Here is a 21,876-nt window from a genome sequence, read left to right on the forward strand (position 1 = left end):
AATATTTATCCTTTCTTTAAAAGTGCTCTAGCACATACTTCATTTGTAATTAGTCCATTTATTAAGCTACCTTTTAAAGCAGCTTTAATTGCAGTATGTTTTTCTTTTACAGCTGCAATTCCTATTACTAGTTTCTCAGGGTTTTTTACAAGAGGAATACTTGTTAATCTTTTGTTTGTCGCTGCGTTAATTACATTTCCATCAATATCAAAAGCCCAACCAATAATTTCACCCACAGCCTTTGCATTTAAAAGTGCATCTAATTCTTCTTTATTAATAAAATTGTCTTTATACATAGGAGCTGTACCATCCATTTGTCCAATTCCTACAAAAGAAACATCAACTTTTTTAGCTAAAGCTAAAACATTTTTTGTTGATTGTTGATTATGAAGTAAATCTCTTTCTTCTTCTGAAGAAACAATTAAAGGTAAAGGCATAGGATAATAAGTAGCATCGATCTTATCAGAGATTTTACTAACTACTTCATGTGAAGATGCAGACCCATCATTTGCCATATTTCCTACTAATGATACAAGTTTATGATGAGAACCATTCATTGGTGATAACTCATTTGCAATCATATTAAGAACCTTTCCTGTTCCTAAACCTATAATTGTAGCTTCACTTGATTCAATAAACTTTTCCATTAAAGAAGCACCAGCTTGCCCTAAACCAATATTTGTACTAACATCTTTAGAAACAGCTGGTATTACCTCACACTCTTTTAGAGAATATTTTTCTTTTAATTGTTCTGCAAGTTTCATACATTCAGAAATTGGATGATCTAGTCTTACTTTTATTAACTTTTCACTTACACATAAAGATACCATTCTTTGTGCAGATTGTCTTGAAATACCAAATTGTGTTGCTATTTCTTCTTGTGTACATCCTGCAACATAATAAAGCCATCCAGCGCGAGCTGCAAGATCCAGTTTATCAACTTTTTGAGACATGACTATTCTCCTTTTATCTTTTTGTTTGTTAAATGTGGAAGATATAAAAAGAAATTATTCATATCATTAAATACAAAATCAGGCTGAAATTTATATACATGATTAGTATCCCAATCTTTTAAATGACTAGCACCTGTAAAGTGCCATACTTTCATTTCTGCTTTTTTTGCACCTTGTATACCTATTAAACTATCTTCAATTACTAAAACATTTTTAGGCTCTACGTTAAACTGTTTTGCACAATTTAAATAAATATCAGGTTCAGGTTTACCTCTAGGTCCTAAATCATAAGCACTATTAATATCATTTTTAAGATATTCATAAACACCCACGGTTTTTAAAGAACTACTAGCACGACTAAGACTACTACTTGTTGCTACACATTTATTAATATTTAAATTTTTTAGAATAGTTTCAATACCAGGTATAATCTTTAATTCTGTGTCAAAAGCTTTTAATAATTCTGTTCTATACTCTTTTTCAAAGTTATCCGCTAAATTAGTATTAAACTTTTCAAGAACATGTGCTTTAGTTTTAGAATATGATTGTCCAATAAAATGATCTTGCACATATTGTGTACTTATGTCTATACCTATTTTATTAAATTGTCTTGAGATTACTTGTGCACTTATAATCTCACTATCTATTAATACTCCATCACAATCAAAAATAATTAATTCAATATTTTCATAGTTTTTTACTTGCAATTTTTTTGCCTTTATAATTGTTTATATTTGTTGAAAGTATACAAGTTTTTATTTAATATTTGCATTATCAGAAAATTTATCAAAAATAGGCCATATGTAAGGATATAAAAAGATTAATAATTTTTATCTAAAAAGTAGCATTAAAATAGCATAAAAAATATTCATTAATTGGTTAAATATTATACAAAATTAAGTTTCATATTGTTATTATCTTTTCAACAAATGGGCTTTTGCTATTCAAATTAGCAAAAGCCCAATTTAACAAAAACTTAGGAGAGAAAGATGAATGTTAAAAAAATATTAAAAACGAGTATGGTTGCAGCAATTGCAGCATTAAGTTTAAATGCAGGTGATTTAACAATTGCTACTGTTAATAATGGCCACATGGTTGAAATGCAAAAGTTATCAAAAGTATTTGAAAAACAAAATCCAGATGTAAAATTAAAATGGGTTGTTTTAGAAGAGGGTGTTCTAAGACAAAGAGTTACAACTGATATTGCTACAAAAGGTGGTCAGTTTGATATTATGACTATTGGTATGTATGAAGCACCAATGTGGGGTAAAAAAGGTTGGATTGAAGAAATGAAATTCGATGCAGCTTATGATGAAAAAGATTTATTACCTGCAATGGTTGATGGTTTATCAAATGATGGTAAATTATATGCAGCTCCATTCTACGGTGAAAGTTCTATGTTAATGTATAGAAAAGATTTAGTACAAAAAGCGGGAATGACAATTACAGATAATCCATCTTGGGAACATATTGAAAAAGTAGCAAAAGCTATTAACAATCCTGAAGAAGGAATTTATGGTATTTGTTTAAGAGGAAAAGCAGGTTGGGGTGATAACATGGCCTTAATTACTACTATGGCTAATACTTTTGGAGCTCAATGGTTTGACAAAGATGGTAAACCACAATTAGACTCTAAAGAGTGGAATTCTGCAATTAACTACTATGTTAACTTAGTAAGTAAATATGGACCTCCAGGTTCAAGTGGAAATAGTTTCAATGAAATCTTAGCTTTATTTAATGAAGGTAAATGTGGTATGTGGATTGATGCAACAATTGCAGCATCATTTATTTCAGACCCAAAACAATCTAAAGTTCACGATAAGATTGCATTCGCTCAATCTCCTGTAGGTGTTACAAGTAAAGGTGCAAACTGGTTATGGTCATGGGCCTTAGCAATTCCATCAAGTACTAAAAACTTAACTGATGCACAAAAATTCATCTCTTGGGCAACTTCTAAAGAATATATTGAATTAGTTGGTAAAACTAATGGTTGGGGTAAAGTTCCAACAGGTACAAGAAAAAGTACTTATGAAAACCAAAACTTTAAAGATGCTGCAGTATTTGCAGATGCTGAGTTAAAAGCAATTTTATCAGCAAATCCAAAAGATTCTACTTTAAACCCAACTCCTTTTGTTGGTGTTCAATTTGTTACTATTCCTGAGTTCCAAGGAATTGCAACAACTGTTGGTAAACACATGAGTTCAGCACTTGCTGGAAAAGTTTCTGTTGAAAAAGCATTGAAGTCTTCTCAAAAAGCTGCTGATAGAACAATGAAAAGAGCTAGATACTATAAATAGTCTCTGTAATCAAAAAAAGAGGAAACTCTTTTTTTGATACATACGTATTAAATTATAAAATTTGTTATGTATGTATCAAACTAACTTATAAAGGTAAATAATGAAATTTGATTTAGATAAAAGTACCGTTATGAACTTATTAAAAGCTCCAAGTATTATTGTTCTGTTTTTATGGATGATTGTACCGCTTTCAATGACTTTATACTTTTCGGTAATTAGATATAACTTGTTAAATCCAATGGATACAGGTTTTGAAGGTTTAGGGAACTATGAGTTCTTTATGACAGATGAAGCATTTATGCCAGCTGTTTTTAATTCTCTTATATTAGTAGTAAGTATTATTGCTATTACTATTATTTCAGGAATTATTCTTGCTGTTTTAATTGATAGAAACTTCCCTGGACGTGGAATCGTAAGAGTTATGTTAATTGCTCCGTTTTTTATAATGCCAACTGTAAATGCATTATTATGGAAAAATATGTTTATGAACCCTGTTTATGGAATGTTTGCATTTTTCTCAAATACGTTTGGATTAGAACCAATTGATTGGATGTCTGATTTTCCTCTTGTATCCATAATTATAATGTTAAGTTGGCAATGGACGCCTTTTGCATTATTAATTTTTATGACAGCTTTACAGTCACAAGATCAAGAACAAAAAGAAGCAGCTGAATTAGATGGTGCAGGTTTTTTTGCTAAGTTTTACTACTTAACATTACCTCATCTTTCAAGATCAATTGCTATTGTAGTTATGATTCAAATGATTTTTCACTTATCTATATTTGCAGAAATATTAATTACAACAGGTGGCGGACCAGGTAGTGAAGGTACTAACTTGACATATATGATTTTTACAAATGCATTATTAGACTTTGATGTTGGAATTGCTTCTGCTGGTGGTGTATTTGCCATTATCTTAGCGAATATTGTTGCTTACTTCTTAATCAAGCAAGTTGGCAAAAGCTTAATGGCATAAGGATTTAAAGATGACTTATAAAACAAAAGAAAAAATAACACACAGAGTATTAGTTACATTAGCATGGGTTATTGCACTAATATTCTTCTTTCCAATTTTTTGGATGGTATTAACAAGTTTTAAAACTGAATTACAAGCAATTGCAGTTCCTCCAATGTTTATCTTTGAAGGAACTTTTGAAAATTACGCATTAGTAAATGAAAGAAGTGATTACTGGCATCATGCTATTAATTCAATTATTACATCATTTGGTGCAACGCTATTATCGTTAATAATAGCAGTTCCTGCAGCATACTCTTTTGCTTTTTCTCCAACGAAAAATACAAAAGATGTAATGTTATGGATGTTATCAACAAAAATGTTACCAGCAGTTGGTGTATTACTTCCAATTTATTTAATTGCTCAAAAATTTGGGCTATTAGATACTAAAACGGTTTTAATTGTAATTTTTATGCTTATGAACTTACCAATTATTATTTGGATGTTATTTTCATACTTTAAAGATTTACCAAAAGATATTTTAGAAGCAGCAAGTTTAGATGGTGCTAATTATCTTCAAGAATTAAGACATGTTGTATTACCACTTTCATGGGGTGGAATTACATCAACAGGATTACTTAGTATTATTTTATGTTGGAATGAAGCATTTTGGTCAATCAACTTAACTTCAGCAGATGCAGCAACATTAACATCGTTAGTTGCTTCTTACTCAAGTCCTGAAGGATTATTCTGGGCTAAGTTATCAGCTATTTCAACTTTAGCTTGTGCTCCAATAGTAGTGTTTGGTTGGTTCTGTCAGAAACAACTAGTTCAAGGTTTAACATTCGGTGCTGTTAAATAAATTATTAAATATTAAAGAAAAAAGAAAAAGGAAATTATATGTTAGGTGTTGAATTAAAAAATGTTGTTAAAGCTTATGAAGGAACAACTATTATACAAGGCGCAAACTTACAAATCAAAAAAGGTGAGTTTGTTGTATTCGTAGGACCTAGTGGTTGTGGGAAATCAACATTAATGAGAACAATTGCAGGTCTTGAAGAAATTACAAGTGGTGAGATTTCAATTCATGGAGAAGTTATAAATGATACTCCTCCATCAAAAAGAGGAGTTGCTATGGTATTTCAATCATATGCACTTTATCCTCATATGAATGTTTATGACAATATGTCATTTTCATTAAAATTACAAAAAGTACCAAAAGCTGAAATAGATCAAAGAGTTCAAAAAGCAGCTAAATCTTTACAAATGACAAACTTACTAGATAGATTACCTAAAAATCTTTCAGGAGGTCAAAGACAAAGAGTTGCAATTGGACGAGCAATAATTAGAGAGCCAAAAGTTTTCTTATTTGATGAGCCTTTATCAAATCTAGATGCAAACTTAAGATCTAATACAAGAATTGAAATTGCGAAACTACATAAACATTTAGAAGCAACAATGCTTTATGTTACACATGATCAAGTTGAAGCAATGACTCTTGCAGATAGAATTGTTGTTTTAAATAAAGGTGTTATTCAACAATTTGGATCACCAGATGAACTATATAATAGTCCTGATAATTTATTTGTTGCAGGATTTATTGGAAGTCCAAAAATGAACTTTATTGAAACTAGTAATTCAAACGAAGCAAAAAATATTGTAGAAAAAAGTGATATTGATAATAAAGCTTCTGTAAAAACAGTAGGTGTTAGACCTGAGCACATTGATTTATGCCAAAGAGATGAAGCTGATTTTACAGGTACTGTTGATTTAGTTGAGCATTTAGGTGAATATGTAATTTATTACGTAAGTTTAAGTAATGAGCAATTAATTACTGTTAAAAGTGTACAAGACCATTTAAAAGTAGGCGATGAAATTTTCATTAATTCTGCTGATAAAAGATTTTATTTCTTTGATAATGATGATAAGGCTATAAAATGATTTTAGATAAAAACTTTTTACAAAATAGTGCATTTAATAAAGCTGAATATAATTACTCGCAAGATGATTTAAGTGCAGGAATTATTCATATTGGTGTTGGAAACTTTCATAGATCTCATCAAGCTTATCTTTTAGATTCTTTATTTAATCAAAGAAAAGATTTAAATTATGGAATTATTGGTGCAGGTTTAAGAGAATATGATACTTTTATGAGAGATGATTTATTAAAACAAGATTGTTTAACTACACTTGTTCAAAGAGATGAAAATACAACTAATACAAGAGTTTTACAATCAATGATTGATTTTATTGAGGTTGATAATAACTTATTAGTTGAATCTTTATGTAATGAAAATATAAAAATTGTATCACTTACTATTACAGAAGGTGGATATTATATAGATTCTTATGGAAACTTCAATATTCAAAATGAAGAAATTCAAGCAGATATAAATAACCCTGATAATCCAAAAACAGCTTTTGGAATATTAATAAAAGCATTAAAAATCAGAAAAGAAAAAGGTCTTAATCCTTTTACTCTTTTAACGTGCGATAATATTGCACATAATGGAAATGTTTTAAGAAATGTAATGGTTAAAATGTCACAGCAAATTGATGCAGACTTAAGTGAATATATAGCAAGTAATGTATCTTGTCCAAACTCTATGGTTGATAGAATTACACCAACTGCAACAAAAGAAGATATTGCATTTATTCAAAGTGAATATGGGTATATTGATAATAGACCTGTATTTTCAGAGCCTTTTATACAATGGATTATAGAAGATAACTTTTGTAATGGAAGACCAGCACTTGAAGAAGTTGGAGTAATGTTTGTTGATGATATAGAACCATATGAATTAATGAAAATTAGAATGCTTAATGGTTCACATGCAGCAATTTCATCTGTAAGTGCATTGTTAGATATAGATTACGTACATGAAGCTTTAGAAAATGAAACTGTAAAGACATTTTTAGACAGTATTATAAACAAAGAAGTAATACCAGTACTAAAAGATATTGTTACAGATATTAATCTTGATGAATATTATAATACTGTAATAACAAGATTTGCTAATCCATATATAAAAGATACGATTACAAGAATTTGTTTTGATAACTCTAACAAGCAACCAAAATTTATAATTGATAGTATAAAAGATGGAATTAAAAATAATGTTAATGTAGATGGACTTATTTTAGCTTGTGCTTTATGGTGTAGATACTCAATTGGAACAGATGAAAATGGAAAAGAGTTAGATATAAATGATGCTAGAAAAGATAAACTAAAAGATTTAGCACTAGAAGCAAAAGATAATCCAATTGTATTTATTCAATTTGATGAAATTTATGGAACATTATCTCAAAATACTTATTTCTCTGAAACTTTTACTAAATTCTTAAATAGTATTTGGGAAAATGGTGTAGAAAATACAGTTAAAAATTATAATAAACAATAATACATATTAAAGGAAAAGAAAAATGATTATATGTTGTGGAGAAGCATTAATAGATATGATTCCTAGTCATCTTGATAATGGAGAAACAGCTTTTATACCTAAAATTGGTGGAGCTGTTTTAAATACATCAATTTGCTTAGGAAGATTAGGTGCTAATGTAGCTTTTTTAGGCTCAGTTTCAAATGATTTATTTGGTGAAATGATAATAGAAGAATTACAAAAGTCTAAAGTAAACACTTCTTTATGCGTAAACACTTCATTTAATACAACATTAGCATTTGCAAAAATTGCAAATGGAACTACAACATATAGTTTTTTCGATGAAAATAGTTCAAATAAAAATATATCTTTAAAAGATGTTGTTTTAGATGACAAAGAAGTAAATACGCTTTATGTTGGTGGAATTTCACTTATGAGTGAACCAAATGGAAGTGAAATTGAAAGCTTTGTAAATAAACAAAGCTCTTCAAAAGTTGTATTCTTTGATCCGAATATCAGACCTAATTTTATTGAAAATAGATCAATTTTTATACAAAGATTTGAGAATATACTTTCTCAAAGTGATATTATAAAAATATCAGACGAAGATTTTGAATGGTTATACCCTGATACTTCTTTTGAAGAACTACATAAAAAATGGCTAGACTTAGGTCTTAGTATCATTGTTCTTACAAAAGGAAGCGAAGGTGCGATAATTAAAACTAAAAAATATGAAGTATTTGCAAAAGCACAAAAAGTAGAAGTTATTGATACAATTGGCGCAGGTGACATTTTCAATGGAGCCTTATTATTCTCTTTATCTAAAAACAATAGCTTCTCAAAAAAAGGTTTAGTTAATATTGATGAAAAATCACTTGAAGAATCATTAATATTCGCAAATAAAGTTGCAGGAATTAGTGTAGGTAGAATTGGCGCTAATCCTCCTTTTTATAAAGAACTAAACTCATAACTTATTAAAATTTAAAAATATCATAAGGTTATAATGTTATGATATTTTTATTAAAGGATATAAAAACTTATGAATGAAATAAAAAAACCAACAGATATTATAATTTTTGGAGCATATGGTGATCTTTCTTTTAGAAAACTAATACCAGCTTTATACCATCTTTTTAGCGATGGTTACTTAGAAGAAGAAAGTAGAATCATCTCCGTATCAAGACAAAAGTTAAGTAGAAAAGAACATATAAAATTAACAAAAGAAAAACTATCAGAATTTATAGAAAAAGAATCATTTAGTAATGAAGTTTTTGATAAATTTAAAGAAATAATACATTCAGTATATGTGGACTTTGCAGATAATGACAGTTATAAAGATTTAAAAAAGATACTAGATGAAAGCTCAAATGAAGATAGAGTTAGTTACTTATCAACATCACCAAACTTTTTTGGGGATATATGTAAGTCTTTAAGCCATTGGGAACTAATAAAACCAACATCTAGAGTTGTTTTAGAAAAACCAATTGGAAAAGACTTAGAATCTGCAAGAGAAATTAATAATGAAGTATTAAAATATTTTAACGAAAATCAAATTTATAGAATTGACCATTATTTAGGAAAAAACACAGTACAAAATATTTTAGCCTTGCGTTTTGCAAATAGAATTATTATGCCTCTTTGGGATGCTACTAATATTGACCATATTCAAATTACTGTTGCTGAAAGTGTTGGTGTTGAGGGTCGTGCTGGTTATTATGACCAATATGGCGCTATGAGAGATATGATTCAAAATCATTTAATGCAGTTACTTTGTTTAGTTGCAATGGAGCCACCTTGTTCACTTGATGCAAATAGTATCAGAGATGAAAAAGTAAAAGTTTTAAGATCCTTAAGACCAATCACAAGAGAAAATGTAGCTGCTAATACAGTTCGTGCACAATACTCAAATGGTTCAATAAATGGTCAACCCGTTCCTGGATATCTAGATAATAAAGATATTGAAGAAAGTCTAACAGAAACATTTGCAGCTTTAAGAGTTGATATTGATAACTGGAGATGGAATGGAGTTCCATTTTATATTAGAAGTGGAAAAAGAATGGAAAAAAGAAACTCTGAGATTGTAATACAATTTAAGGATGTTCCTTATTCTATTTTCCAAAATAATGGTGAACCTGTTTCTTCTAATAAGCTTGTTATTACGCTTCAACCTGAAGAGAGTATTACCTTAAGTTTAATAAATAAAGTACCAGAATTAAGTGAGAACATGAGACTAGAAGAAGTTGATTTAGAGTTGATTTCACCTTCATCTACAAAAAGAAAAAATGAAGCATATGAAAGATTATTACTTGATGTTGTAAGATCAAATCCAACACTATTTATGAGATTAGACGAAGTTGAAAGTGCTTGGAAATGGGTTGATAGTATTTTAGAAGCCTGGGAAGATAATATTGTTCCTATGAAAAAATATGCTGCAGGTACAAATGGACCAAGTGCAGGTGTCCAACTTATTGCAAAAGATGGTAGGGATTGGCATGAAGATTAATAGTCAAAATAATAATGAGAATTTTTTTTCAGAACAAAAAGAGTTAATTGAGTCTTTAAGTCTAAAGATAATTACAAATTTACAAAATGCAATATTACAAAAAGGAAATGCTTCATTAATTGTTTCAGGTGGTAGTACACCAAAGCCATTATTTGAAGAACTTAGCTCTTTTGATATTCCTTGGGAAAAAGTAAAAATTGCACTTGTAGATGAAAGATGGATTCCATCTTCTAGTGATGATTCAAATGAAAAGTTAGTTAAAAATACACTTTTACAAAACTTTGCTAAAAAAGCACAATTTATTCCAATGTATCAAGAAGATATGACAATTGAAGATTCACAAAAAACTTGTTCAGACATTTATCAAAATGAATTGTTTCCTTTTGATGTAATAGTATTAGGAATGGGAGCTGATGGACATACGGCTTCTATTTTTCCTAATAATATTAAACTCGAAGAAGCTTTTGAAACAAATGAGAGCTTATGTGTCTTTATGACACCAAGCAATGCACCTTATGACAGAATGAGTTTAACAAAAAATGCAATATTATCTGCAAATAATATTTATTTACATTTTGAAGGTGAACAAAAACAAGAAATCTATAAGCAAGTTCTTGAAGGTATTGATAAGAAACAAATGCCAATAGCTTCAATTTTAAATCAAGATAAAAAAATAATAGAGGTATATTACAAATGAATGAAATAATACTAGAAGTTACAAATAATATCATAGAAAGATCAAAGACAAGTAGAGAGATTTACTTAAATAGAGTTAAAGAAGCTAGTAATAAAGGTGTTAATAGATCAAAAGTTGGATGTAGTAATCTTGCACATACAATTGCACCAATGAATGAACAAGAAAAAGAATTAATGTCAGATAAAGTTACTCCAAATATTGCAATTGTAACTGCTTATAATGATATGCTATCAGCTCATGAACCTTTTAGTGTTTATCCATCATTAATTAAAAGAACACTTTTAAATGAAGGTGCAACAGCACAAGTTGCATCTGGAGTTCCTGCTATGTGTGATGGTGTTACTCAAGGTTATGAAGGAATGGAATTAAGTCTATTCTCAAGAGATAATATTGCAATGGGAACTGCTATTGGACTTTCTCATAATGTTTATGATGGAGCTATTTATTTAGGAGTTTGTGACAAAATTGTTCCAGGACTTTTAATAGGTGCATTATCTTTTGGACATTTGCCTGCTATTTTTATGCCAGCAGGTCCTATGCCTTCTGGTATTTCAAATAAAGAAAAAGCATTAGTACGTCAAGAATTTGCTCAAGGAAAAGTTGATGAAAAAGCATTATTTAAAGTAGAAGCAGCTTCATATCATAGTAGTGGTACTTGTACTTTCTATGGAACTGCCAATTCAAATCAAATGCTTTTAGAAATGATGGGATTACAACTTCCTAATTCTTCTTTTGTAAATGCAAATACGCAGTTAAGAGATGAATTAACACAAGAAGCTTCAAAAACATTATTGAATTTAACAGAGTATAAAAATAATTTCACACCAATAGCAGATATTATTGACGAAAGAAGTTTTGTTAATGCAATTGTAGGACTTATGGCAACTGGTGGTTCTACTAATCATACAATTCATTTAATTGCAATGGCAAGAGCTGCTGGAATTATTATAAATTGGGATGATTTTAATATGATTTCATCTGTAACACCACTATTATGTAGACTATACCCAAATGGAAGTGCTGATGTTAATCACTTCAGAGATGCAGGTGGTATGAGTGTTGTAATTAGTGAGCTAATAAATGCAGGTTTAGTACATGAAGATGTAAATACAATTGTAGGTCGTGGTTTAAAAAATTATATAGTTGAGCCTACTTTAAAAGAGAATAAATTAGTATTTAATAAAGGTGCCATAATATCAAGAGATAAAGATATTGTTTCAAGCGTTGAAGCTCCTTTTTCAAATGAGGGTGGTATTACTCTTTTAAAAGGAAATATAGGAAGAAGTATTATTAAAACTTCTGCTTTAAAAGATGAGCATTTATATATTAAAGCTCCTGCAATGGTTTTCTCAACTCAAGATGAGTTAAAAAATGCCTTTAAAGAAGGTTTATTAAATAAAGATTTTGTAGCAGTTGTTAAATTTCAAGGACCGAAATCAAACGGAATGCCTGAACTTCACGGTTTATTACCTTCTCTTGGTGTTTTACAAGATAAAGGGTTTAAAGTTGCAATTGTAACAGATGGAAGAATGTCAGGAGCTTCTGGAAAAGTACCATCTGCAATTCATTTAGTTAATGAAGCTGCAAAAGGTGGAGCTATTGCACTTATAGAAGATGGAGATATGATTTGTTTAGATGTTAAAAAAGGAACATTAAATATTGAAATCCCAGCAGAAGAAAAGATTAGAAGAACTATTAAAAAAGTAGACTTATCAGCTAATCATTATAACTATGGAAGAAATTTATTCTCTAGTGTTAGAGACAATATTAGTAGTGCAGAAGAGGGTGCTACTATCTTTGATATTATTGGAAAAGAGAGAAATTAATATGAAAATAAACGCAAAAGAAGTACTTAGCATTAGCCCAATAGTACCAGTAATAGCAATAGATAATATTGAAGATGCATTACCACTTGCAAAAGCATTGCAAGATGGTGGAATTAATATAATGGAAATTACTTTAAGAACAGCAACAGGTCTTAAAGCAATAGAACTTATATCAAAGCAAATGCCTTCTATGAATGTAGGAGCAGGAACTGTATGTAATAAAAAAGATTTAGAAGACTCTATTTCTCATGGAGCAGCTTTTGTATTCTCTCCAGGAATAAGTGAAGAGTTAATACAAGCTGCAAAACAAAATGATATCGCTCTAATTCCAGGAGTTTGTACAGCATCAGAAGTAATGCTAGCACAAAATAATGATATAAACGCATGTAAACTATTTCCAGCAGTACAAGTTGGAGGAGTAAACTTACTTAAAGCCTTTTTGGGACCTTTTGCAAAAATGAGTTTTTGTCCAACAGGTGGAGTAAGTCTAGATAATATGAATGAGTTTTTAGATTTAAAAAATGTACTTTGTGTAGGTGGTTCATGGTTAGTTCCAAAAAAACTACTTGATGAAAAGAACTTTGATGAGATTACAAGAATTGCTAAAAGTTCATTAGAAAAAATCAATAAGGCTTAAATATGAACGAACAAAGAGATATTCTTTTTGCTAGATTAAAGCAAATTAGAAGCCAGCTTAAAAATATGTCAATTAATGACTTATTTACTCTAAATCCAAAGCGTTTTGAGGAGTTTTCAACTTCACTAGATGATATGATTTTAGATTATTCAAAAGTTCATGTAAATAATGATGTTATGACAACATTATTTAAACTAGCAAAAGCTTGTGATGTTGAAGAAAAAAGAGATGCAATGTATCGTGGTGATAAAATCAATATCACTGAAAATAGAGCCGTTTTACATATAGCACTTAGAAATAAACCAAATAAACCTATATATGTTGACAATAGAGATATTATGCAAGATGTTCAAGAAGGTTTAGAAAAAATGCAAAAATTTGCAAATGGAATCAGAGATGGTAAAATTGTTTCATCAAGTGGTGAAGCTTTTACAGATATTGTAAATATAGGAATTGGAGGTTCACATCTTGGCCCTGCTATGGTTACACAATCATTAAAACCTTTTCATGATGGTCCTAATGTTCATTTTGTATCTAATATTGATTCATCTCATATTACAGATACTTTAAGTAATCTTGACCCTTCAAAAACATTAATACTAATAGCATCTAAAACGTTTACAACTATTGAGACAATGACAAATGCAAAAACAGCAATGAAATGGATGTCAAATGCAATTGGTGAAGAAAATGCAGGAAAACATTTTGCTGCAATTTCAACAGCATTAGAAAAAACTAAAGATTTCGGTATTAGTGAAGACAGAGTTTTTGGATATTGGGATTGGGTTGGTGGAAGATACTCAATTTGGAGTTCAATTGGATTAGGTGTAATGATAGCAATTGGAACTGATAATTTTTCACAGTTTTTAGATGGTGCTTATGAAATGGATGAGCATTTTAAAAATACACCAATTGAGCAAAATATGCCAGTAATACTTGGACTTATTGGAATTTGGCATAGAAATATATGTGAATATCCAACACGTGCAATTTTACCGTATGATCAAAGATTAAGTTCTTTTCCTTCATATATTCAACAACTTGATATGGAAAGTAATGGAAAAAGTATTTCTTCAAGTGGTGAGAGCTTATATGAAAAAACAGGTGCAATTGTTTGGGGTGATGCTGGTACAAATTCACAGCATTCATTCTTTCAATTATTACACCAAGGTTCACAAATAGTTCCTTGTGAGTTTATGTTAGGTGTAAATAAATCAGAAAATGATATGAAAGAGCATAATGATTTATTAATTGCAAACTGTTTAGCACAAAGTCAAGCACTTATGGCAGGGCGAAGAATTGATGAAGTAATTCGGGTATTAGAAAAAAGAGGAGTTCCACATGAAGAATCAATTAGATTAGCTCCTCATAGACAATTTAATGGTAATCGTCCTTCATCAACTCTTTTATATAAAAAACTTGACCCTAAAACCTTAGGAAAAATCATAGCTTTATACGAGCATAGAGTTTTCGTAGAAGGTATTATTTGGGGTGTTGACTCATTTGATCAATGGGGAGTTGAACTTGGAAAAGAGTTAGCAACAGAGATGTTAACACATGTTCAAGAGACACATAAAAAGAAAAAAGAGTATACGCACAAAGATATGGACTCATCAAGTGCTGGATTATTAAACGCAATTAGTGCCTGGCAAGAATAGAAATAAAGAGGTATATTAATATCTCTTTATTTATTTAAAAGTTTATTTTTTATAATAACAATATAACATTATGATGTTTAAGTTTTAATTAACGTTTAAGTCATTATAATGACATTATGAATTTTAAGGAAATAAAAATGAAAACTAATAATAAAAAATATGAAAATATATTTACATCTATAGAAGAAATTCCAAAACAATTTCAATTAGATGGTGAAATCTCTCAAGATGAGTATTTAATTGATGGTTCAATAAAACATTGGAAAGGTCAAAAACAAGATGTTTATTCTCCAATATGTTTAAAAGATGGAAAACAAGTGAAACTTGGAACTTATCCAAAACTAACTCAAAATGAAGCACATCAAGCTTTAGACTCTGCAATGAACGCATATAATCATGGGATGGGTCAATGGCCACAAATGAAAGTAGAAGAGCGAATAAAAGCAGTAGAAAAGTTTACTTTCAAAATGATTGAAAAAAGAGAAGAAGTTGTAAATCTTTTAATGTGGGAAATAGGTAAATCACTTAAAGATTCTCAAAAAGAGTTTGATAGAACAGTTGATTATATTAAAGATACAATTGAAGCTTTAAAAAACTTAGATAGAAAAAATTCTCAATTAGAGATTGAATCTGGAATTTTAGCTCAGGTAAAAAGATCTCCTCTTGGTGTTACTTTATGTATGGGACCATTTAACTATCCATTAAATGAAACATTTACCACATTAATTCCAGCACTTATTATGGGGAATGCAGTTATCTTTAAACCACCAAAATTTGGTGTTTTATTACATAGACCACTTCTTGAAGCATTTAGAGATTCTTTTCCAAAAGGTATAGTAAATACATTATATGGAAGTGGGGAAGAGTTATTAACTCCATTAATGAAAAGTGGAAAAATTGATGTATTAGCATTTATTGGTAGTTCAAAAGTTGCTAGTACTATGGAGCATCATCACCCAAAACCAAATAGATTAAGGTCAGTACTAAGCTTAGAAGCTAAAAATGCAGCTATTGTAATGCCTGATGCAAATCTTGAAGTTGCTGTAAATGAATGTGTTACAGGAAGTTTATCTTACAACGGTCAAAGATGTACAGCTTTAAAGATTTTATTTGTTCATGAAAATATTGTAGGAAGCTTTTTGGAACAATTTAATGCAAAAGTAGATGCTATTAAATATGGAATGCCTTGGGATAAAGATGTTCAAATTACACCATTACCTGAATCTAATAAAACTACATATTTAAAAGATTTAATAGATGATGCAACTTCAAAAGGTGCAAAAATAGTAAATAAAGATGGTGGCACAATAAAAAATACATTTATGTTCCCAGCTGTTTTATATCCTGTTAATAAAGATATGAAAGTTTATCATGAAGAGCAATTTGGTCCTGTTGTTCCAATTCTAACTTATAAAGATATTCATGAGCCAATGCAATATTTAATGGAATCAAACTATGGACAACAAGTAAGTATTTTTGGAAATAATTCTGATGAAATCGCTAAAATGATTGATAGTTTTGTTAATCAAGTAAGCCGTGTTAATATAAATGCTCAATGTCAAAGAGGACCAGATATCTTCCCATTTACAGGAAGAAAAGATTCTGCACAAAGTACACTTTCAGTTGGTGATGCACTAAGAGCTTTTAGTATTAGGTCAATGGTTGCTATTAAAAATAATAGTGAAAATAAAGAGATAGTGACGAATATTTTAAGAGATCATAAATCTAACTTTTTATCAACTGATTTCATTTTATAAAAGGAAAGAGATGGAAAAAAGAACAAAAATATTAGCAACTTTAGGCCCAGCAAGCCATAGCATAGAGACAATAGAAGGCTTAATCAAAGCAGGTGCAAATATGTTTAGATTAAACTTTTCTCATGGAAGTCATGAATATCACTTAGATACTTTAAATAATATTAGAACTGCTATGAAAAACCTTAATACAACAGTAGGAGTATTACAAGATATTTCAGGACCGAAAGTTAGAGTAGGGGATTTAAAAGAACCTTTTGAACTTTTACGTGGTGATGAAATCACTTTTCTAAAAGAAGAAATTGTAGGATATAAAAAAGAAGATAAAAAATATGTAGTTTCTATTAATTATCCTGATATTCTAGATAAAGTAAAAATAGATGAATATATTTACCTTTATGATGGAACTATTAGAGCAAAAGTAATTCAAATAGAAGGTGAAGTAATAGCTCGTATTGAAAACCATGGAATACTATCTTCAAAAAAAGGTGTAAATTTCCCAAATACAGTAATTGATATTAATGTAATTACAAAAAAAGATGAAAAAGATATTGCTTGGGGTGTAGAGAATAATGTAGATTACTTTGCAATCTCTTTTGTTCAAAATGGTAATGATATGAAAAGAGCAAGAGAACTTCTAAATGGCTATAAAGGTAAATTAATAGCAAAAATAGAGAAGTTTGATGCTGTTGAAAATATTGATGATATTATAGAACAATCTGATGGTCTAATGGTAGCACGTGGGGATTTAGGTATTGAAGTACCTTACTATGATGTGCCAACTATTCAAAAGATGCTAATTAAAAAAGCAAATAATGTAGGAATGCCTGTAATTACAGCAACACAAATGCTTTTATCAATGACACAAAATGAAAGAGCAACAAGAGCAGAAATATCTGATGTTGCAAATGCAGTTCTAGATGGAACAGATGTAGTAATGTTATCTGAAGAAAGTGCAGTTGGTGAAGATCCAATAAATGTAGTTGAAACAATGAGTAATATTATTTCAAAAACAGAAGATATTTATAACTTTGATAAACAAAGTAAATTAGAATACTTAGATGAATTTGATGTAATACAAGCAACTGTAACAAAATTAGCAGATGATTTAAATGCAAAAGGAATTCTAGCTCTAACAAGCTCAGGAAAATCAGCAATAAAAATGTCAAGATATAGACCAAAAACTCCAATCTTAACATTTACACATAAGAAAAAAGTATTAAATTCATTAACAGCAGTTTGGGGAGTACAACCAATAGGAACAATAAAAGAAGCACATGCCTCTAAAATGTTTCAAAAGATGTTAGTATCATTAGAGCAAAAAGGCTTACTTCAAAAAGAAGGACCTTATGTAGCAACAGTAGGGTATCCAGTAGGAATGCCAGGAAGTACAAATACAATTAAGATTTTAACTGAGTCTGAGATTGAATATTATTTGAATTTTAAGGGAAAGAAGTAAAATTTAATATTATTTAGTGTATCTAAAAAAGGGCTAAATAATAGCTCCTTTTTTTATATCTTACTTATAGATTCTTTTATTTCATTTTTTTCTATTTTTAAAATAGATTTTTTTTCTAATTCTTCTTCTAAATTGTCTTTGTAAATCATAACAAAGTTATTAGATACATTTTCCTTTAAGCTAACAATTTCATCATTTTTTAATGTAGAAGTATCTAAAATTGCCTTACTAATATTATCACTACTATTGATTTTTAAAAACTCATTTATATTAGTAGCTTGAATAACTTCATATTTTTTTCTTAGTTCTACAATCATAATAATGAAAGTAATTGGATTATTATTTAAAATTAAAACTTTTTCTACTTTCTTTACACTCTCTTTTGGTGCAGGAATAATTTCATCTACATTTTTTCTACTTTGAACATTTTTACTTTTTTCTTGTGTGATCTCAATATCTTTTGGAAGAATTATTTCAAAAGTTGTACCAATATTAATTTCACTATTAACAAATATTTTACCTTTAAGAAGAGAAACTAATTCTTTTGTAATAGATAAACCAAGTCCTGTACCACCATATTTTCTACTTGTACTTCCATCTACTTGTTTAAATCTATCAAAGATAGTAGCTACTTGATTTTCGGAAATTCCTATACCATCATCTTTAACAAAAATTCTAATATATTCGCTATCATCTTTAACATTTAAAGATATATTACCTTTATTTGTAAACTTAATAGAATTACTAAGAAGGTTATCAATTATCTGATTAAGTCTGTAATTATCAGTATTGATAACTGATATCGTACTATCAATGTTTAAAGATAAATTTAATGATTTCGCATTAGCTTGTTCTGAAAACTTATTATAAAGTTTGTCAAAAAAATCTTTTAGAATAATTTTATCATTGTTTACTTCAAGCGTTCCCTTATCTATTTCTGTTAAGTCTAAAAGATCATTTACTAATAAAAGCAAATCTTTTCCACAATTATTTATTATTTCTATATTTTTTACATCTTTTTCATCAAGATTCTCTTTAGAATTCTTCTTCATTATTGAAGAAATTATATTTATTGAATTTAAAGGAGTTTTTAATTCATGACTTATATTAGCCAAAAATTCATCTTTTGATTTATTTGATTCTTCTGCAACTTCTTTAGCTTCATAAAGTTTGATTGTTCTTTCATTAAGCACACCAATCATATTTACAAAGTTATTACTTAATTTATCTATTTCTTCAATATTAGTATCAAGAACTTTTATTTCATTATTCATGTCCATTATTTTAGATGTTTGTTTAGAAAGTTTAGTAATTGGAGTTGTAATACTATCTGAGAATTCATTAGTTCTTTTTAGTAATAAATAAAAGAATATTATATAGAAAAGTAATAAAAAGGCAATTGCTGCATAACCAATTTTATTTGATAAGTTTTGAAGTATTTCAATAGAAGAAAAAATATTTTTCTTGTCAATTAATACCAATAATTTCCAACCAGTCTCATTTACATCTTGTTCATAAACTAAATAATCTTTACCATTAAGCCCGAAAGATGCTTCTTTGATATTATTTTCTAATATATTCTTAAAATGTTTAGCAGAATCACTTTTGTTTGTAATAAGATTAAACTCTTCAGGTTTCTCAACTGTTTTTAATATGGCATCAGTATATAGATGTTCTTTTAATTCTTTTAATCCTAATAAATGTTCAATTTCTTCAGACATTGCAATAATCATACCTTTTTCATCTACCATGAATAAATTTGCATTATAAGGCAATTTTTTATCTAATACATTTTTGACAAAAACATCAATAGAAATATCTAAACCTGTAACTCCTTCTAAAAAACCATTATTATAAATTGGAACTAAAGAAGACAGCATCCAACCATTACCAGCAGGATCTAAATAAGCACTAGTCCATGTAGATTTTTTTGTTGGATTATGTTTATTGTCAGCTAAATAATAAAAGTTATAATCTTCCATATGAATATGCTCACCATATTGTTTAGCTACATCATCAATAAATGGATAAAGTCTATTCATATCATCCCAACTATTAAAATATGAAGCAACAATATTGGGATTTATATCAACAACACTTTTTAAAGAAATATCCATAGCTTCAGTAAAAATGGCCTTTTGCTTTTCTTTTTCAGTAATCTTAGTTTTAGACGAATAATATAAACTAGAACCAATTTTATTTTCTTTATAAAAAACACCATTTGGGGCGATATTGAATTTAGGGTTTCCATTTGGTAAACCAAAAACAGAAGGGTTTTCAAAAAGTTTTTCATGTTCTCTTTGAAGTTGAGTATTAATTCTTGAAATTGTACTTAACTTATCACTAATAATATTAGCTTCATTTTCTAGAACTGTTTTACTGTATAGTTTGGCTTCAGCTAAAAGTAATTCTGTATTTTTCGATGAAATATAAGAATTAATAGAAAAGTATAAAACTACTAATGCAACTTCAACAACAAATATTGGTACAAGTGAAAATTTTAAAAAATGCTTTGAAAGTATTTTTTGTAACTTTTCTTGTTTTCCTTTTATTTTTTGCACGATAGCTCCTAAGTATTATGGATTTTATTATTAACATTGTATAGTTAAAAAGTATCAAAATAGTATTATTATTAAAAATATAATTTTATTTTATTCTTTTAAATGCTTTAATAAAGCTATCGTGTATAAATAATAATAAAAATACTATAAAAATAACATTTACAAGTTTTATATATTATTTGAAGTACTTTTGTTGTAAAATCTAAGAATAAATAAATAGAAAAAAGGATAAGAATAGTGAAAAAAAGTTTATTAACTATATCTTTAATATCAGCAGCATTATTTATAAATGGTTGTGAAGAAAAACAAAATAAAATAAATAGATATTTACAAAACTGGACAGGTGTAAATGGTGTAATTGAAATATATGCGGGTGAAAAACTTGTAAAAAGATTTATAAAAATAGATAAACTTTCTACTGCAATTTCTACTGACGGAAAAGATTCTAGAAATTACAGATATGGATATGGATTTTTAGATGAAAATTTAAATTTTAAGCAAGATAGTAATGAAAAGAAAGTTTATTTTGAAGTTTCTGATTATTCAACTTATGTTTTTTTTGAAAACCCAGGTCAATAATATGAAAAAGTATATTTTCTTAATTCTATGCTCTTTCTTTTTTACTTCATGTGCTACATGGACAGGTATAAAGCAGGATACTTCAACTGCATGGCAAGTGATAAAAGACTTATCATCAAAAGGTTGGGAAACAACTAAAGATGTATCATCTGATGCATATAATGGAACAAAAGAAAAAATTGATGAAATTGCTAAGTAGTAATAAATTTAATAAATGGAGCTGGTGAAGGGACTTGAACCCCCGACCTGCTGATTACAAATCAGCTGCTCTAGCCAAGCTGAGCTACACCAGCAACAGTGTTATTATAAATTCTTAAAAAGTTTAAGAATGGTGTCAAGAGAGAGACTTGAACTCTCGACCTCCGGCTTATGAGACCAGCGCTCTAGCCAGCTGAGCTACCTTGACTTATGGCTAATTTGGTTGCGGAAACTGGATTTGAACCAGTGACCTTCGGGTTATGAGCCCGACGAGCTACCGTGCTGCTCTATTCCGCGACCTATAAATTTTAATGATTAAATAATCAAAAAAATAAACTCTTAAATGGATGGGGTAGAAGGATTCGAACCTTCGAATGACGGCACCAAAAGCCGTTGCCTTACCACTTGGCGATACCCCA

Annotated in this window: 18 protein-coding genes and 4 tRNA genes; 15 read left to right on the top strand and 7 right to left on the bottom strand. The window is 29.0% G+C overall.

The annotated features are described in order from the left end of the window. Positions 1–5 precede the first annotated feature (5 nt). Both LPB137_RS07185 and LPB137_RS07190 read right to left on the bottom strand, forming a co-directional pair. A complete protein-coding gene (locus LPB137_RS07185) occupies positions 6–953 on the bottom strand; it encodes a sugar-binding transcriptional regulator (protein WP_076086352.1) in 948 nt (315 codons plus the stop codon). Between the two features lie 2 nt (positions 954–955). Next, positions 956–1,660: an HAD family hydrolase gene (locus LPB137_RS07190; RefSeq protein ID WP_076086355.1), complete on the bottom strand. Its 705-nt coding sequence runs from the start codon at positions 1,658–1,660 to the stop codon at positions 956–958. A gap of 282 nt (positions 1,661–1,942) precedes the next feature. Between LPB137_RS07190 and LPB137_RS07195 the strand changes: the two genes are divergently transcribed. The 13 genes from LPB137_RS07195 to pyk all read left to right on the top strand — a co-directional run bounded on the left by LPB137_RS07195 (position 1,943) and on the right by pyk (position 18,119). Next, entirely contained in the window at positions 1,943–3,250 is a 1,308-nt protein-coding gene (locus LPB137_RS07195; RefSeq protein ID WP_076086358.1) for an ABC transporter substrate-binding protein, read from the top strand. Positions 3,251–3,350: 100 nt separating this feature from the next. Then, complete coding sequence (locus LPB137_RS07200; protein WP_076086362.1) at positions 3,351–4,226, top strand: carbohydrate ABC transporter permease; 876 nt, start codon at positions 3,351–3,353, stop codon at positions 4,224–4,226. A 10-nt stretch (positions 4,227–4,236) separates the two neighbouring features. After that, positions 4,237–5,067, top strand: coding sequence for a carbohydrate ABC transporter permease (locus LPB137_RS07205; protein WP_076086365.1), 831 nt, complete (start codon positions 4,237–4,239; stop codon positions 5,065–5,067). A 38-nt stretch (positions 5,068–5,105) separates the two neighbouring features. Then, positions 5,106–6,146: an ABC transporter ATP-binding protein gene (locus LPB137_RS07210; protein ID WP_076086368.1), complete on the top strand. Its 1,041-nt coding sequence runs from the start codon at positions 5,106–5,108 to the stop codon at positions 6,144–6,146. Further along, entirely contained in the window at positions 6,143–7,606 is a 1,464-nt protein-coding gene (locus tag LPB137_RS07215) for a mannitol dehydrogenase family protein (protein WP_076086371.1), read from the top strand. The genes LPB137_RS07210 and LPB137_RS07215 overlap by 4 nt, the downstream gene beginning before the upstream one ends. A 22-nt stretch (positions 7,607–7,628) precedes the next feature. Next, complete coding sequence (locus LPB137_RS07220) at positions 7,629–8,555, top strand: carbohydrate kinase family protein (protein WP_076086374.1); 927 nt, start codon at positions 7,629–7,631, stop codon at positions 8,553–8,555. A 69-nt stretch (positions 8,556–8,624) separates the two neighbouring features. Further along, entirely contained in the window at positions 8,625–10,088 is a 1,464-nt protein-coding gene (gene zwf, locus LPB137_RS07225) for a glucose-6-phosphate dehydrogenase (protein WP_076086377.1), read from the top strand. After that, positions 10,078–10,785 carry a 6-phosphogluconolactonase gene (pgl, locus tag LPB137_RS07230; RefSeq protein WP_076086380.1) on the top strand — a complete coding sequence of 236 codons (708 nt, stop codon included), beginning with the start codon at positions 10,078–10,080 and terminating at the stop codon, positions 10,783–10,785. The genes zwf and pgl overlap by 11 nt, the downstream gene beginning before the upstream one ends. Further along, complete coding sequence (edd, locus tag LPB137_RS07235; protein WP_076086383.1) at positions 10,782–12,611, top strand: phosphogluconate dehydratase; 1,830 nt, start codon at positions 10,782–10,784, stop codon at positions 12,609–12,611. The genes pgl and edd overlap by 4 nt, the downstream gene beginning before the upstream one ends. 1 nt (position 12,612) lies before the next feature. After that, on the top strand, positions 12,613–13,248 hold the full coding sequence (gene eda, locus LPB137_RS07240) for a bifunctional 4-hydroxy-2-oxoglutarate aldolase/2-dehydro-3-deoxy-phosphogluconate aldolase (RefSeq protein ID WP_076089271.1): 636 nt from the start codon (positions 12,613–12,615) through the stop codon (positions 13,246–13,248). Positions 13,249–13,250: 2 nt separating this feature from the next. After that, positions 13,251–14,906, top strand: coding sequence for a glucose-6-phosphate isomerase (gene pgi / locus LPB137_RS07245; RefSeq protein ID WP_076086386.1), 1,656 nt, complete (start codon positions 13,251–13,253; stop codon positions 14,904–14,906). Positions 14,907–15,043: 137 nt separating this feature from the next. Next, complete coding sequence (locus LPB137_RS07250) at positions 15,044–16,663, top strand: NADP-dependent glyceraldehyde-3-phosphate dehydrogenase (protein WP_076086389.1); 1,620 nt, start codon at positions 15,044–15,046, stop codon at positions 16,661–16,663. Positions 16,664–16,673: 10 nt separating this feature from the next. Next, the gene (gene pyk / locus LPB137_RS07255) at positions 16,674–18,119 is read left to right on the top strand and encodes a pyruvate kinase (protein ID WP_076086392.1); all 1,446 of its coding nucleotides are present in this window, start codon (positions 16,674–16,676) and stop codon (positions 18,117–18,119) included. A gap of 53 nt (positions 18,120–18,172) precedes the next feature. Here pyk and LPB137_RS07260 read toward each other — a convergent pair whose 3' ends face one another. After that, complete coding sequence (locus LPB137_RS07260; protein ID WP_076086395.1) at positions 18,173–20,680, bottom strand: sensor histidine kinase; 2,508 nt, start codon at positions 20,678–20,680, stop codon at positions 18,173–18,175. Positions 20,681–20,917: 237 nt separating this feature from the next. On the opposite strand from LPB137_RS07260, the gene LPB137_RS07265 reads away from it, so the two are divergent. Together LPB137_RS07265 and LPB137_RS07270 are read left to right on the top strand one after the other, a co-directional pair. Beyond that, positions 20,918–21,259 (top strand): hypothetical protein, encoded by a 342-nt coding sequence (locus LPB137_RS07265; protein ID WP_083657168.1) that lies wholly within the window; start codon positions 20,918–20,920, stop codon positions 21,257–21,259. Between the two features lies 1 nt (position 21,260). Continuing rightward, positions 21,261–21,458, top strand: coding sequence for a hypothetical protein (locus LPB137_RS07270; RefSeq protein WP_076086401.1), 198 nt, complete (start codon positions 21,261–21,263; stop codon positions 21,456–21,458). A gap of 16 nt (positions 21,459–21,474) precedes the next feature. Here LPB137_RS07270 and LPB137_RS07275 read toward each other — a convergent pair. From LPB137_RS07275 to LPB137_RS07290, 4 genes are all read right to left on the bottom strand, one after another. Next, positions 21,475–21,552 (bottom strand) — tRNA-Thr (locus tag LPB137_RS07275). A gap of 36 nt (positions 21,553–21,588) precedes the next feature. Then, positions 21,589–21,665 (bottom strand) — tRNA-Met (locus LPB137_RS07280). 12 nt (positions 21,666–21,677) lie between these two features. Next, positions 21,678–21,754, bottom strand: a tRNA-Met gene (locus LPB137_RS07285). A 47-nt stretch (positions 21,755–21,801) separates the two neighbouring features. Continuing rightward, positions 21,802–21,876: transfer RNA gene (locus tag LPB137_RS07290), tRNA-Gln, on the bottom strand.

It is taken from the genome of Poseidonibacter parvus (genome assembly GCF_001956695.1).
Lineage (GTDB): Bacteria > Campylobacterota > Campylobacteria > Campylobacterales > Arcobacteraceae > Poseidonibacter > Poseidonibacter parvus.